Consider the following 13730-nt stretch of genomic DNA (forward strand, 5'->3'; position numbering starts at 1 on the left):
GTCACTCCTCGGTGCGCTGGTCCGCGAGCGGATTCTCAAAACTGAGCGATCGTGCGATGTCCCGGAGTAGGCAGCGGTATTCCTGCGCACGCTCAATCGCAGTCGTGGCGAGCGTCAGCATCGCGATTCGGCGCCCTTCAGTGCACGGAACATGCGCCGTGATCTGAAGTAGCCGTCTGCCCGCTACCGGCCCCACTTCGGATGGTCCTGTCAGCCTCGATTGGACGAGTGCGGCAGGGCCACACGGCAAATCGAGTCTTTCCCTGTACTCCGTACCCTGCGCCCCCGCGAGGGCGCGAGCCACGAGGACCCTGCGCGGCGCCCAGTTCGTCGCCTTCCAGGTGAGCGTGAACATGGAGAGCAGCAGGTCGCCGTCCCCGATGTCGTCCGCGTGAAGGCCGATACAGCAATGCACCGTGTCGACCGACAGGAGGACCTGCGCCACCCGTAGAACAGGACCGAGAGCCGTCAACAGGCGCTGCTTGGCAGCGTTGTCGGCGCCGGCTTCGAACAGCGGACGCAACGCGTCTGCCAGTCGGCTGGCCACCGCCGGGTTCTGCTCAGCTATGGCCAGCTCCTGAAGCGGGAGTGGGACGAAGCCAGGCGGGAGGACGAACCAGACATCGGCATCCTCGCTGAGAGCCGATTCGTCGATCAGGTAGGGAGGACTGCTCATGGTGCTGTCTGTGCTCCCCGCAGCAGGAAGTGAAGGGCGCCTGCGGTCGCCGGGAGGTCGACACCGACCGTCCTGGTCCCGTCGAGGACATTGCTGGTGGCCTTGGTCGTGTCGTTGTCGATGCCGTCTGCGAGGCTGCCGGCGACCCCGTACACCGCAGTGGCCGCTCCCGTGTAGGTCGCAGGAGCGTCGATCTTCTCCACGATCGGCGCCAGCCTCCCGCCGAACACCCTCGGATGGGACAACATGCTCACAGCACCCTCCGCCGTAGAGGCCTCGGCCTTCACGGACGCACCAACCGTCCTGACCGACGTCCTGACGTTGGTGCCGACTCGCGCGGCCGTCTGTCCCAGACTCAGCGCCTCGTCCCCCTCTCCTGCCAAGGACAACAGTTCACCGGACCGCCCAAGGGTCCTGAGACCCAGGAAACCTCCCTTGGCCACAGCCCCCACACCGGGCAGCGTCCCCAAGAGGTCCCCGGTGACTCCTAGTGCGTTGCTCCAGAAATCACCGTCCAACTCCCCTTTCGAGAACCCGTCTTCCAAAGACGCCAAGACCTCGGGGTCGCTGACCCTCAGCCCGAAAGCCACCCCGCTCAGCAGCCCCGCTGCCAGGAACAGCACCCAGGGGGCGACGGCCGTGAGGCCGAGGAGGGCGATGACGCCGAGTACTGCCGCGCAGGCGCTGAGGATGTCGGGGAGGTTGTCGTCCAGCCAGTCGGTGAACTTGTCCCACGCCCCGGGCTCATGCGGCGCCAGCTTCTTCGTGGCGGCCCGGATCTTCCGTGCCCGGTACCCGGCCCGCTCCTCGTGCTCGCCGGCCAGCTCCTTCGCCTTGGCGATGACCTTGTCGAGGTCGCTCTGCGCCTCGGTCACCCTCTCCTCACCGCCGTGCCGTTTCGCCGCGTCCAGGACCGCCCGCGCGTCCTTCGCGTCGTTGTCGAGCCGCTTGGCCCGCCGCTGGAACTCGTCGAGTTCGCCCTGCCAGCTGCCGAGATGCCGGGCGGCCTTGTGCAGGGAGTGCGCGGCGTTCTTGAGGTCGAGCGGCAGCGGACCCCCGGAGAGCTGTTCGCGGAACGCGACGGCGGCGTCGCCCTTCCAGTAGCTGCCTTCGAGCAGCTTGGTGACGCGCTCGTGCGTCTCGCCCAGGACCTTGGCGCACTCCGCGAGCTTGTCGTGCAGGTCGCGGACGGTGTCCGTACTGCCGGGTGCGGGGTCGAACCCCAGGTGGACGTACCTCACGTGCCGCCCCGCCCGGCCTTCCGCAGCGCGGCCTCCAGTGCCTTGTCCACCTCGCGGTAGCTGTCCTTGCTCTGGCCGATGATCTTGGTGAGGTCCTCGGTCTGCCGGCCGATCTGGTGGGCGCCGTACTTCCAGTCGTCCTGGAAGTCCTCGCACGCGGAGTCCAGGTCGTCCGTGCCGAGTCCACTGACGGTGGCGTCGCCGAGCGCCTTCCGCATGCCCTTCAGGGAGTCGCTCGACTGTTTCAGCAGCTTCATGAAGTGGCCGAGTTCGTCGTCGTCCACGACCAGCCGCTCAGCCATCCACCCGGTCCCCTCGCCGTACCTTCCGTGATCCACAACGAGGAACGCGGCGCCTGGGTACGGTGTCCCAGGGAGGTGACCTGACATGGCTCGCTGGCCGGACGGCCGGGGGACGCTGGTGGTGCACGGCGGCACGGGCGGCGGGGAACCAGCCGTCGCCGTCCCCCTGGAGATCGCGACCAGCTACCGCGCCCGCACCAAGGGGCTGTTGGGCCGGGAGTCGGTCGACGGGGCGCTGCTCCTCTCCCCCGCCGGGTCGATCCACACGTTCCGCATGCGCATCGCCATCGACGTGGCGTACCTCGACCGGAACCTCACCGTCATCGCCGTACGCACGATGAAGCCGGGCCGGCTGGGGCTCCCCCGCCTCCGCTCGCGGCATGTCCTGGAGGCGGAGGCAGGGGCCATGGCGGGATGGGGCCTGCGGGTGGGGGCCAGGGTGGCCGTTACCCTGTAGCGCGTACGTGACGGGTCGACAGGCTCGCAGGTAGACGGGGGTTGTACGGTGGTCAGCGACGCGCGGGGGACGTTCGGGGAGCGGATGGCGGAGGCCCGCCGGCTCAGGCCCGGCGTGTACGCCCACCTGTTCGACGGCCGCCCCGAGGTCGTGATCCGGACCACACAACTGCTGCCCGAGCAGGCGAGCCGGCTCGCCACCGCCTACGGGTACCGCCACCTGAAGACGCTGGGTCACAAATCCGTACGGCGCCGGGTGTTCGTGCCGGACCCGGACCCGGCGGCGCGCTGGGAGGCCGTGGCGCCCGGTACGCCGTTCGAGGTGGCCGCCCAGCACCCCGCCTTCCACGGGGCCAGCGCCCGCGCGGTCCGCAACCACGCCGAGTTGATCAAGCACGAGCAGAACCTGCTCAGGCTCGTCCCGGCTGTCGTGGCCGGCCTGTTCGGCGTGATCTCGATGGCCGTCGACCTGATCCACACGAAGAACACGGCCCTCATCGCGCCCCTCGTCTTCTTCTCCCTGCTGGTGCCCGCCACCATCTGGCTCATGGTGTGGCGGGTCAGGAAGCGGCGCGCGATGCACGCCCAGGCGGACGAGCTGTTGCGCCGGTACCCGCCGCACGGGCTCGGCGCCTGGGCATCCGCGCCGGCCACCGGCCGCGCGAGCTGATCTCGCGGGCGTTGTCAGTGGTACGGCCTAGCATCGGCAGGCATGAGAGCTTCAGGGACGTTCCAGGTCGAGGACTTCACGCCCGCGCCCGTGCGGATGCCCGACCCCGCGATCGAGACGGCGGTGCCCGTCGGCATGGCCACCATGCGGAAGCGGTACGAGGGTGAGGTCGCCGGGGTGTCGGCCACTCTGTTCACCGCCGCGTACGACCAGGGCAGCGGGACGGGTACATATGTCGCGATGGAGTCCTTCGAAGGAGCCTTGCAGGGGCGGAGCGGGGCGTTCAACTTCGCCCACTCCGCCACCACCCTCGGGGAGGGCAGAGACGCCGAGTTCTTCGTGATCGTCCCGGGCAGCGGCACCGGGGAGCTGGCCGGGATCCGGGGTGCCGGCGGCATGGCGGTCGACGCGGACAGCACGCACCGGATCTGGTTCGAGTACGAGGTGGGCGGAGCGGGCACGGCGTAGCGGACCTGCCGTCGCCTTCGTTCTCCCGCTCACTGCCCTTCCGTACGCGGGAAGGAGATCTCGACCCTGCGGTTCTTCTTCCGGCCGGCTTCCGTGGAGTTGTCGGCGATCGGGTACTGCTCGCCGTAGCCGCGGACCTCGAAGGTGACGTTCGGGTCGTTCAGGTCCTGGTCCAGGACGGCCTGTACGGCGTTGGCGCGCTGCTTGGACAGGACGTCGCCGTGGGCCGAGGAACCGAGGTTGTCGGTGAAGCCGAAGACGCGGACCTGGGTCGCGTTCTGCTTCTTGATCTCCCCGGCGATGGTGGCGATACGGGCCTTGGCCTCGCCGCCCAGCTTGGCGCTGTCCTTGCCGAACAGCACCTCGGCCTGCAGCGCGAACGTGACGTCGGCGTTGGTGTCCTCCCGCCGCTCGTCTCCGCTCTGGTCCTCCACGACCGACTTGATGTCCAGCACCTTGGGCGTGGCGAGCGTGGCGCCCTCGGGAAGCTTGAGATCGGGGTCGGTGGGGTCGACCTTCACCGGCGCAGCGGCGGAGGGCGCCGTGTCGGGCGGCTGACTGGGGTCCGTGTCGTCGGCGTGCGCGGGCGTCACGCCGTAGAGCGCCGCTACGACCAGGAGGGCGGCGGCGGTGAGGGGGAGGGACCGGCGGGGTGTGGTCGTCACGGGGGCCTCACCCGGAGATCTTGATGGTGGCGGCCGAGAACGTGGGCAGCTGGAAGTCCACCTCGGAGACATTGGCCGGGGGTGACGGGAACTGCATGAAGACGGCGAGGTCGGCACCTGGCTTGAGAGTCGAGAAGCCGGTGGTGGTCAAGGGCCGGCCTTCCGTGTCCCGCAGCACGTAGTACCGCTTCTTGCCCTGCGGATCGACCAGCGTGGCGCCCCCGAGGGATCTCCCGTTCCTGACGATCTCGGTCTCGTTGCCGCTGAGAGCCGACGGGATGACGAGGTCGCCCGCCCCGTCGTTCTTCAGCATGCCGTTGACGGTGACGAACCCTCCGGAGTCGCGTTGGGCGGAGGTGATCCGCAGGAGCAGGCCGTCCGAACCCTTCAACTCGGCCAGGGGCGCGTCCGACTGCCCTTCCTGGGTGCTCGGGCGGGATCCATGGTGCTGGGAGGCGGATGCGGACGCGTCCGGCTTTCCGTCGTGGCCACCACCGCCACAGCCGGCGGCACCGAGCGCCAGAGCGGCCGCCACCGACAGCCCGATCATCCCCCTGCCGGCTTTCCGAGTGAACCGAACGCTCATGGCTCCGCTTCCTTCTTTGCTCGTCGTTCGCTTGTCAGTCGTCGGCCAGGTGGACGTCGAAGAGGTCATCGGGCTTCGGCAGATCGGTGAGGTGGTCCGGATCCAGGTCCCAGACCCGATCGTCCTTGCAGGTCAGCTTGGGCAGGGCCGTGTCGTCGGCGCCCGCGGCCGGGGGGTCATAAGTGCACAGGGACTTGATCACGGCACGTGCGGACGCCGTCGACTTCACCTTCTCCGTGCCGGGTACGACGGAGTCCCCGACGGGCTTGTTCGTCCTGACGTCGACCCGGTAGGACAGCGTGTTGCCGGGTTGGCACTGCCGTACCTCGGCGTCGTTCAGCGCAGCGAGTTGTCCCGCTCGCAGGCAGGGAGCGTCGGGACTGTCGATGCCGACCGTCCCGTCGAATATGTCTTGCCACTCGGTTGGATCGCGCAGGTCCAGCACCCACCGCCCCGCCAACTGTTGGCGCGCATTCTGCGCCGCCGCCAGTGCCGCCGCGTCGGCCGCCGTCTGCGCGCCGCTCCGGTTCACGGCGGCCTGCCCCACCGCCAGGTACGCCAACGCAAGGAAGAGCAGACCCGCCACCACCGTGATGTAGATGGGGAAGGCCTGCCCTGCGTCGTGGAGGGTGCGGGTCAGCCGCCCGTGACCTCGGAGATCTTCTGGGTGATCGCGTCGTAGATCGTCTGCCCGATGCTCGTACCGGTGATCGCCAGCACGATGGCCACGACCACCGCGATGATGCCGAGGTACTCCACCGCGGTCTGGCCCCTGTCGTCGCGCGCGGCACGGGCCTGCAGGTACGCGACGGTGGTGTTGAACCACTTGCCCATGGTTTTCCCCTTCAGCTACGCCCCCGACCCGGGGAAGGTACGGCCCCGCCGGCCGCCACGAAAAGGGCCCCAGGGCCCAACTCCAGGCCCAATTCCGCCCCGTACCGCTCCCCCGGAGGGACACCTCAGCTCACCCCCAGCCACTTCGCCGCGGCCTGGGCCCGGCTCGTGCTCTGCAGTTTGGCGAAGATGCGGTTGATGTGGTTCTTGACGGTCTTCTCGCTGATGAAGCAGACCGCGGCGATCTGCTGGTTGGTCATGCCGGACGCGATGAGGTCCATGATCTCCGCCTCCCGCACGCTCAGTTGGAACCCCGCCCGGAACGACTGTCCCACAGAGGATTGCAACTGCGAAAGTATGTTATCGGAACTTTGCCTTGCGGTAGCTGGCTGTTCCGGCTCCCCATGTGCATTCGCACCGGACCGAAGGCCCACCACCAACGCCTCCGCCGCCCCCGGCGTCACATGCGGCCGCCCCTCGCTGACGTCCCGTACCGCCCTCGCCAACTGCTCCGTCGTGAACTCCCCGTGGACCAGGTATCCACCGGCCCCCAGCCGCAGCGCCTCCCGCACGGTCTCCCTCTCGTGGCTGTACGTCAGCATGAGGACCGGGGCCAGTGGCACCAGGTGGGGCAGCGCGGCGATGCCGTCCACGCCGGGCATGCGGACGTCGAGGAGGACGACGTCGGGGCGGTGGTGCAGCGTCGCCTCGTACGCCTCACGGCCGTCCGCCGCCTGGGCGACCACGGTGATGTCGTCGCGGCCGGACAGCAGGGCGGTGAGGCCGGCCCGGACGACGAGGTTGTCGTCGGCCACCACCAGCCGCAACGGCTTCTCGGCCACAGGTGGCGGAAAGGCCGCCGCCCCTTCGTTCCAGTCGCTCATGCGGTCCTCCTCTCGAACTCCCGGATGTCCGCGACTGCCGGCACCGCAGCTGCCGGAACCGCCGGGACTGCCGGAACCGCCGCGACTGCCGGGTCTCGCCACGTCAGCGCACGCAGCGGCAGGTCCACCCGGACCTCCGTGCCCTCGGCGTGCTCACCGCGCCCGATGCGGATGCGGGCGCCCGCGGCACCCGCCCGTTCGACCATGCCGAGCAGGCCGAAGTGGCCGGAGGCGCGGAGGTGTTCGAGGGTGGTCCCGGGACGCAGACCTCGCCCGTCGTCGCGGATCACCAGGCGCAGCTGGTCGCCGTGGACTCCGAGCCGTACGTCCACCCGGGTCGCGGACGCGTGCCGGTGGGCGTTCTCCAGCGCCTCCCCCGCGATGGCCAGGAGGTGGCGCAGGAGTGGAGGCGGGCAGGGTGGGAGTGGTGGGAGGACGGCCGCCGTATCCTTGGCGTCCCCCTCGCAGACCACCGGCAGGCCCGTCCTCGCGGTGAAGTCCCCGGCCATCGACCTCAGTTCACTCCAGACGCACGTCGCCGTTTCCGAGGCCGCCGGAGCCCCCTGGCTGCGCAGGTCCTTCAGCAGCTCGCGCGACTCCGCCGCCGCCCGCCGCGCCGAGCGGGACACCAGCTCGGCCTGCCGGCGCATCCGGGCGGCGTCGAGGGACGGGTTCGCCGCCGTCGCCGCCAGGCCGTCCGCCGCCAGCGCCACGCCGTACAGCGTCTTGGCCACCGAGTCGTGCATCTCCCGGGCCAGCCGGGCCCGTTCGGCGGCGACCGCCTCCGTGGCCGCCAGCCGGGCCTGCACCGTCGTCAGGGCCTGGGTCGCCGCGCCGAAGCGGAGTAGCAGATTGCGCAGGGTGGAGCCCATGGCACCGGCGATCACGCACAGGCCGGGCAGCAGCAGCGACTCGGCCACGCTCACGCCCTGCTCGGACTTCAGGGTGGCGTGCACGAGGAGCAGGATCAGCGCCTGGAGGGAGGCGAAGCAGGCCGCGCCGCGCCAGCTGTAGACGAGGCCGGCCAGCAGCGGGGTGCAGACGCTGACGTAGGCGAGGGTGGTGTCGGGGCCCGCCGAGACCAGGAGCAGGGAGCCGAAGAGGGTGTCCGCCGCGAGGAGGCTGGGGTGGCGCAGGAGGAGGGGGCCGAAGCGCTCCCAGTCGCGGAAGAGGACGTACGACCCCATGAAGGTGACGACGACCGCCGCGCCGACCAGGCGGGCGCCCAGGCCGGGGGCGGCGTTCAGCAGGGCCGCCGGGGCCGCCAGCACGATCATGGCCAGCCGGAACCCGAAGACCTGTCGGCACATCGCCTGCAACGCCCTGACCTGGATCTTCTCCGAGGGCTCGGCGACCGCGCCCGCACGCTCAGCCCCCGGAACCGGACCCGCTCCGTCCCCCGGCGTCTCCCGCAACCACACAACCGTCACAGCCCTCACCGCCCCGTGAGCGAACCGAAGTCCACCCCGGAGCCGAGGATGAGCCCCGCTCCCAGGAGCAGCATCGTCGCCGGGACCATGAACGTGGTGATCATCAGCGTGGCCTTGGGGACCGCGCGGGCCGCCTTCCTGCGGGCGTTCTGCGCGTCGGTGCGGCGCATGTCCTTGGCCAGGGAGACCAGGGTGTCGACGATGGGCGCGCCCAGTTCCTCGCCCTGCTGGAGTGCGGTGACGAACATGGCGACCTGTTCGGAGTCGTTGCGGCGGCGGAGTTCGGTGAAGGCCTGGCGGCGGCTCATGCCGAGGTCCATCTGGCGCAGGGTGATGCGGAGTTCGTCGGCCCAGGGGCCCTCGTACTTCGTGGCCACCCGGTCCAGGGCCTGGCGGAAGCCGAGGCCGGCGCTGACCACGACCGCGAGGACGTCGAGGAAGTCGGGCAGGGTCCGTTCGATGACGTCCTTGCGGATGCGGATCGCCGACCAGATGCCGACCTCCGTCCAGAACGCCCCGAAGGCCAGCAGGAGCAGGGCGACGAACCACTGTCCGCGCAGCAGGAACACCAGGAAGCCGACGCCGCCGAGGGCGCCGTAGACCGCGCGGCGGGCGGCGTAGCGGTCGAGCGTGAGGCCGCCGGGGTTGCCCGCGAGGTCGATCCTGCGGCGGTACTTGGCAACGAGGCGGGGGCCCATCAGGCGCAGCACGGTGGGGGCGTAGCGCATGCCCATGCGGTCGACGAGGGAGTCGACCGCGCCGGTGCGGGTGGAGCCGACCTCCAGGGCGAGGACCAGGTCGGTGGGGAGTTTGGCGTCGGCGCGGTACATGCGGATGCCGGCGAACGCGCCCCACACGCCGAGGGCCATGAGGAGGGCCAGCAGGAGTCCTACGAGTGTCATCTCGGCCGTCCCCTCACACGTCGATGCGGCTCATGCGGCGGATGAGGAGGAAGCCGACGGCGTACAGGGCGAACGCGATGATCACGCACCCCTGGCCGACGGGCGAGCCGGTCATCCGTTCCAGGGCTCCGTCCTTGACCCCGTTCATCAGGAACAGCGCGCCGATGCCGAGGACGGGGACGGCGTACGACGTCATGGTCACCTGGGAGAGCTGGGTGCGGATCTCGCGCCGGGTCTCCTTGCGTTCCTCCAGGGTCTCGGTGAGGTTGCGGAGCGCGGAGACGACCTGGCCGCCGGCGCGGTTGGACAGGACCAGGGTGGTGACGAGGACGACGAGTTCGCGGGAGGGCAGGCGGTCGGCGAGTTCGCCGAGGGCGTCCTCCATGGACTGGCCGATGGCGAGCTGGTCGGCGACCTTGGACAGTTCCTCGCCGGCGGGGGCCTCCAGTTCCTCGGCGGCCATGCCGATGGCGGTGCGCAGGGCGAGGCCGGCCTGGGTGGCGTTGGCGAGGATGCGGGCCAGTTCGGGGAGTTGGTTGATGAAACGTTCGATGCGTTTCTGGCGCTGCCAGTTGAGGAACTGGACGGCGGCGCCGATGCCGAGGAGCCCGGCGAGGGGCCCGAAGAACGGGGCGAGGGTGGCCTGGCCGATGATCCAGAGGGCGGCCACCGCGGCGAGCATGCAGACGAAGAACTCGCCGGGGGTGATGTCCAGGCCGGTGGCGGCGAGGCGCAGTTCGAGCCGGTGGCCGAGGCGGGTGCGGCGCAGCCGGCGGTCGAGGTCGCGGAAGCGGCGCCGGCGGCCGGTGGCCGGTGGCGTGCCGGTGTGGGTGAGCCGTTCGACCAGTTCCGCGCGCCGGGCGCGGCCGGCGGCGTAGGAGTGCAGGCCGAGCACCGCCAGGACGCAGGTGAGCAGGGTGACGCCGGTGGTGAGCTGGACGAGGGTGTGGAGTTCCATGGGTGTCGGCCTACCTGGCTTCTCGGGTGGCGAGCTGGTCCGCGTGGTGGGCGACGCCGAAGGCCTGCGGGATGGGCTGGCTCGCCATGTAGAGGCGGTCGGCGGTGCGGCGGGGCAGGGGGAAGTACTGGAAGGTGCCGTGGACGCGGCCGTCGTGGGTCATGGGCCGCGCGTCGAACCGGGCGGCGGTGGCCAGCCGGTACGGCTCCCCGCCGTGGCTGTCGAGGAGGGCTATCTCGGTGATGCGGCGGGCGCCGTCGGCGAACCGGGTGAGCTGGACGAGGACGTCGACGGCGCTGTTGATCTGGTCGTGCAGGGCGATGAAGGGGACCTCGACGTCGGACATGGAGGCGAGGGTCTGCAGCCGGGTGAGGGCGTCCTCGGCGCTGTTGGCGTGGACGGTGGCGAGGGAGCCGTCGTGGCCGGTGGACATGGCCTGGAGCATGTCGAGGGACTCGCCGCCGCGGACCTCGCCGACGACGATGCGGTCGGGGCGCATGCGCAGCGAGTTGCGGACCAGGTCGCGGATGGTGACGTGGCCCTTGCCCTCGACGTTGGGCGGCCGGGACTCCAGGCGGACCACGTGGGACTGCTGGAGCTGGAGTTCGGCGGAGTCCTCGATGGTGATGATGCGTTCGTGGGCCGGGATCAGTCCGGAGAGGGCGTTGAGGAGGGTGGTCTTCCCGGTGCCGGTGGCGCCGGACACGATGATGTTGAACTTGGCCTGCACGAGGCCGGCCAGCAGGAACACCATGTGCTCGTCGAGGGAGCCGAAGCCGACGAGTTCCTTCAGGGTGAAGGAGCGGGGGAAGCGGCGGATGGTGAGGGTGGGGCCGGTCAGGGACAGCGGCGGGATGATGACGTTGACGCGTTCGCCGGAGGGGAGGCGGGCGTCGACCATGGGGTTCGACTCGTCCACGCGGCGGTTGACGGTGGAGACGATGCGTTCGATGGTCTGCATCAGCTGGTCGGCGGAGACGAAGCGGAGGGGCAGCTGTTCCACGCGTCCGCCGCGCTCGACGAAGATGGCGTCGGGGCCGTTCACCATGATCTCGGTGATGGAGGCGTCCTCCAGCAGCGGTTCGAGGATGCCGAGGCCGAGCGCCTCGTCGACGACGCGGCGGATCAGCTGGGACCGTTCCACGGTGGACAGGACGGGGCCCTCGCGGCTGATGATGTGGCCGAGCACCCGCTCCAGCCGGGCCCGGCGGTCGGCGGCGGCCAGCGCGCTCATCTCCGCGAGGTCGATCTCCTCCAGCAGTTTGGCGCGGTATGAGGCGACGAGGTGGCCGTCCTCGCCCCGGCTGCCGTGGTCCTCGGGGGAGTTGACGCGTGCCCGCAGGCTCATGATCTGCTGCCCTTCAGTGGTCGAGCGGCATGGTGGCCGTCTTGCGGGCGTCCCCGAAGTCCCACAGGAGGACCTTGGGGATGTGGACGGCGGCCGTCACGGTGACCGTGTCGCCGCCCTCGGCCGCGGAGCACGACACGTCCAGCGGGCCGCTGACGGCGTCCGCGCAGGCCTGTGCGTACGACTGCCGCAGCGATGCCGCCCGGGCGCCGGCGCGGGCCGCCGTCCCGGCCTGTTCGGCGGCGTAGGCCACGGCGCCGATCTGGATGCCGGCAAGGGCGACGATCAGCAGGACGGGGATGAACCCGAGGTACTCGACGGCGACCTGCCCGGCGTCACGCCGGCCACCTCCACGGCCGCCGCCCGGCATCCCGTTGCCCCGGCCGCCTCCACGACCGCCGCCCGGCATCCCGGCACCCCGGCCGCCTCCACGACCGCCGCCCGGCACCCCGGCACCTCGGCCGCCTCCACGGCCGCCGCCCGGCATCCCGGCACCCCGGCCACCTCCACGACCGCCGCCCGGCATCCCGGCACCCCGGCCGCCTCCACGACCGCCGCCCGGCATCCCGGCACCCCGGCCGCCTCCACGACCGCCGCCCGGCATCCCGGCTCCCCGGCCGCCTTCACGGCCGCCCGGCATCCCGTTGCCCCGGCCGCCTCCACGCCCGTACCGCATCTCAGTCCTTCACCTCCTCGACGGCGCCGGCGTGGCCGTGCACCGTGACGGGGAAGGAGACGACGCCGGGGAAGAGGACGGGGACCTTCAGGGAGACGTCGGCCGTCACGTAGCCGGATCCGCCGCAGCTCACGGTGGCGTCCCCCCTCCATGCCGACGACAGGTTCCTCAGTCCGGCCGCCTCGCACGCGGCCTGGCGTCCGCCGGGTGCCGTGGCGGTGCCCGCGCGTACGGCCTCGTCGGCAGCGTTACCCGCGAGCGTGAAGGTGTATCCCACGAGGACGCACTGCCACATCAGCACCAGCGTCAGGACGATCAGCGGGGTCATCCCGAGCAGCTCGACGCTGACCTGCCCCCGGTCGCCTCCCGGCCTTCTCCTCACCCGTCACACCTCCTTGCGCCGCCGGAAGCCGACGGAGCCGCGGCCCGAGCCCCGGTGCGAGGAACCGGAAGCCTCCGGTGCCTTCGCGAGCCCCAGTTCTCCGGCCAGCGCCCACAACGCCTGCTTGACCGTGCTCCTGGAGTCCAGTTCGTGCAGGCGTCCGGCGTCCACCACTGCCTGGAGTTCCTTGAAGTGGGCGGGGACGGCGGTGCGGGCCAGCGCGGTGCCGGTGATGCGCTGCACCAGGGCGGGCTGGATCTCGGTGGTGCGGGTGTGCCGGTTGACGACGACGGTCGTCTCCTCGGCCTTGCGGATCTGCAGCCGGTCCCACATGCGCACGGTCCGCTTGGCGGCGCGTACGGCGATCACGTCGGGCGTGGCCACCAGCAGGGCCGTGTCGGCGAGTTCGACGGCGGCGGCGCTCGCGGCGCCGAGCTGGGCGCCGCAGTCGACGACGACGACCTCGTAGCGGGAGCGCAGGGCGCCGAGGAGCTGGCGGGCGGCGCGCTCGGTGACGTCCTCGCCGCGCTCGCCCTCGGCGGGGGCGAGCAGGAGGGCCACTCCGGTGTCGTGGCGGAAGACAGCGTCGGCGAGGACGCGCGGGGAGAGGTCGGTGATGGTGGCGAGGTCGGCGACCGAGCGGCGGAACTGCACGTCGAGGTAGGAGGCGATGTCGCCGGCCTGGAGGTCGAGGTCGACGAGCGCGGTGGGCCGGCCGGAGGCCTGGGCGGCGAGGGCGAGCTGGATCGCGACCAGGGTGGCGCCGACGCCTCCCTTGGCGCCGCTGACCGTGACGACGGTCCCGCCGGCGCCGCCGAACACCTCGGCGCCGTGCCCGAGGTGGCGCCGTACGCCGGTGGACCACTGGGCGACGGCCTGGACGCGGCTGGCGAGTTCGTCGTACGACAGCGGGAGCGCGACCAGGCCGCGGGCGCCTGCGTCCATGGCGGCGGAGAACAGGCCGGGGCTCGCGTCGGTGGTGACGAGGATGACGCCGACGGCCGGGAAGCGCAGGGCGACCTCGCGGATCAGCTCCAGCGCGGGGACGGGGCCGATGAGTTCGTGGACGACGACGACCTCGGGGAGCTCGTCGACGGACTCGGCGGCGAGCCGGGCGAGGGTGTCGACGAGCTGGGTGGAGTCGGCGACGGGCGGCTGCGGTTCGGCGTCCGGGAGCTGGCTGAGCAGGGTGACCAGGGAGCGGACGGCGTCCGGGTCGGCGCCGGCCGGGAGGATCCTGGTGGGCATGACG

The 13730-nt window shown here is 71.2% G+C and carries 18 protein-coding genes; 3 read left to right on the top strand and 15 right to left on the bottom strand.

Annotation, left to right across the window (positions count from 1 at the left end; genetic code table 11):
- Nucleotide 1: 1 nt before the first annotated feature.
- The 3 genes from DBP14_RS11110 to DBP14_RS11120 are packed head-to-tail and all read right to left on the bottom strand — an operon-like array spanning nt 2 to nt 2219.
- Nucleotides 2-676, bottom strand: coding sequence for a hypothetical protein (locus tag DBP14_RS11110; protein WP_129307062.1), 675 nt, complete (start codon nt 674-676; stop codon nt 2-4).
- The gene (locus DBP14_RS11115) at nt 673-1917 is read right to left on the bottom strand and encodes a hypothetical protein (protein ID WP_241740865.1); all 1245 of its coding nucleotides are present in this window, start codon (nt 1915-1917) and stop codon (nt 673-675) included. Before DBP14_RS11115 ends, DBP14_RS11110 begins: the two co-directional genes overlap by 4 nt.
- Nucleotides 1914-2219, bottom strand: coding sequence for a hypothetical protein (locus DBP14_RS11120; RefSeq protein ID WP_129307064.1), 306 nt, complete (start codon nt 2217-2219; stop codon nt 1914-1916). Before DBP14_RS11120 ends, DBP14_RS11115 begins: the two co-directional genes overlap by 4 nt.
- A gap of 85 nt (nt 2220-2304) precedes the next feature.
- On the opposite strand from DBP14_RS11120, the gene DBP14_RS11125 reads away from it, so the two are divergent.
- The 3 genes from DBP14_RS11125 to DBP14_RS11135 are packed head-to-tail and all read left to right on the top strand — an operon-like array spanning nt 2305 to nt 3813.
- The gene (locus tag DBP14_RS11125) at nt 2305-2676 is read left to right on the top strand and encodes a DUF192 domain-containing protein (protein WP_129307066.1); all 372 of its coding nucleotides are present in this window, start codon (nt 2305-2307) and stop codon (nt 2674-2676) included.
- Nucleotides 2677-2724: 48 nt separating this feature from the next.
- Entirely contained in the window at nt 2725-3345 is a 621-nt protein-coding gene (locus DBP14_RS11130; protein ID WP_241740866.1) for a hypothetical protein, read from the top strand.
- Nucleotides 3346-3387: 42 nt separating this feature from the next.
- Complete coding sequence (locus DBP14_RS11135; protein WP_129307068.1) at nt 3388-3813, top strand: DUF3224 domain-containing protein; 426 nt, start codon at nt 3388-3390, stop codon at nt 3811-3813.
- A gap of 29 nt (nt 3814-3842) precedes the next feature.
- On the opposite strand, the gene DBP14_RS11140 is transcribed toward DBP14_RS11135, so the two are convergent.
- The 12 genes from DBP14_RS11140 to DBP14_RS11195 form a co-directional block, all read right to left on the bottom strand.
- Complete coding sequence (locus tag DBP14_RS11140; RefSeq protein WP_241740867.1) at nt 3843-4478, bottom strand: OmpA family protein; 636 nt, start codon at nt 4476-4478, stop codon at nt 3843-3845.
- Nucleotides 4479-4485: 7 nt separating this feature from the next.
- Nucleotides 4486-5064: a hypothetical protein gene (locus DBP14_RS11145; RefSeq protein ID WP_129307072.1), complete on the bottom strand. Its 579-nt coding sequence runs from the start codon at nt 5062-5064 to the stop codon at nt 4486-4488.
- Nucleotides 5065-5098: 34 nt separating this feature from the next.
- A complete protein-coding gene (locus DBP14_RS11150; RefSeq protein ID WP_241740868.1) occupies nt 5099-5650 on the bottom strand; it encodes a pilus assembly protein TadG-related protein in 552 nt (183 codons plus the stop codon).
- Between the two features lie 50 nt (nt 5651-5700).
- On the bottom strand, nt 5701-5898 hold the full coding sequence (locus tag DBP14_RS11155; RefSeq protein WP_129307074.1) for a hypothetical protein: 198 nt from the start codon (nt 5896-5898) through the stop codon (nt 5701-5703).
- Nucleotides 5899-6023: 125 nt separating this feature from the next.
- Nucleotides 6024-6782, bottom strand: a complete 759-nt coding sequence (locus DBP14_RS11160; RefSeq protein ID WP_129307076.1) for a response regulator transcription factor — start codon at nt 6780-6782, stop codon at nt 6024-6026.
- Entirely contained in the window at nt 6779-8092 is a 1314-nt protein-coding gene (locus DBP14_RS11165; RefSeq protein WP_129311791.1) for a histidine kinase, read from the bottom strand. The genes DBP14_RS11160 and DBP14_RS11165 overlap by 4 nt, the downstream gene beginning before the upstream one ends.
- Before the next feature lie 125 nt (nt 8093-8217).
- A complete protein-coding gene (locus DBP14_RS11170; protein WP_129307079.1) occupies nt 8218-9114 on the bottom strand; it encodes a DUF5936 domain-containing protein in 897 nt (298 codons plus the stop codon).
- A 13-nt stretch (nt 9115-9127) separates the two neighbouring features.
- Nucleotides 9128-10072, bottom strand: coding sequence for a type II secretion system F family protein (locus DBP14_RS11175; RefSeq protein ID WP_129307081.1), 945 nt, complete (start codon nt 10070-10072; stop codon nt 9128-9130).
- A 10-nt stretch (nt 10073-10082) separates the two neighbouring features.
- Nucleotides 10083-11420, bottom strand: coding sequence for a CpaF family protein (locus DBP14_RS11180; protein WP_129307083.1), 1338 nt, complete (start codon nt 11418-11420; stop codon nt 10083-10085).
- A gap of 13 nt (nt 11421-11433) precedes the next feature.
- Nucleotides 11434-11790 carry a TadE/TadG family type IV pilus assembly protein gene (locus DBP14_RS11185; RefSeq protein WP_129311793.1) on the bottom strand — a complete coding sequence of 119 codons (357 nt, stop codon included), beginning with the start codon at nt 11788-11790 and terminating at the stop codon, nt 11434-11436.
- 307 nt (nt 11791-12097) lie between these two features.
- Nucleotides 12098-12424, bottom strand: a complete 327-nt coding sequence (locus tag DBP14_RS11190) for a pilus assembly protein (RefSeq protein WP_129311792.1) — start codon at nt 12422-12424, stop codon at nt 12098-12100.
- Between the two features lie 57 nt (nt 12425-12481).
- A complete protein-coding gene (locus tag DBP14_RS11195; protein ID WP_129307085.1) occupies nt 12482-13726 on the bottom strand; it encodes a P-loop NTPase in 1245 nt (414 codons plus the stop codon).
- Between the last annotated feature and the right edge of the window lie 4 nt (nt 13727-13730).

The sequence above is a fragment of the Streptomyces sp. L2 genome, from assembly GCF_004124325.1.
In the GTDB taxonomy this organism is placed as follows: Bacteria; Actinomycetota; Actinomycetes; order Streptomycetales; family Streptomycetaceae; genus Streptomyces.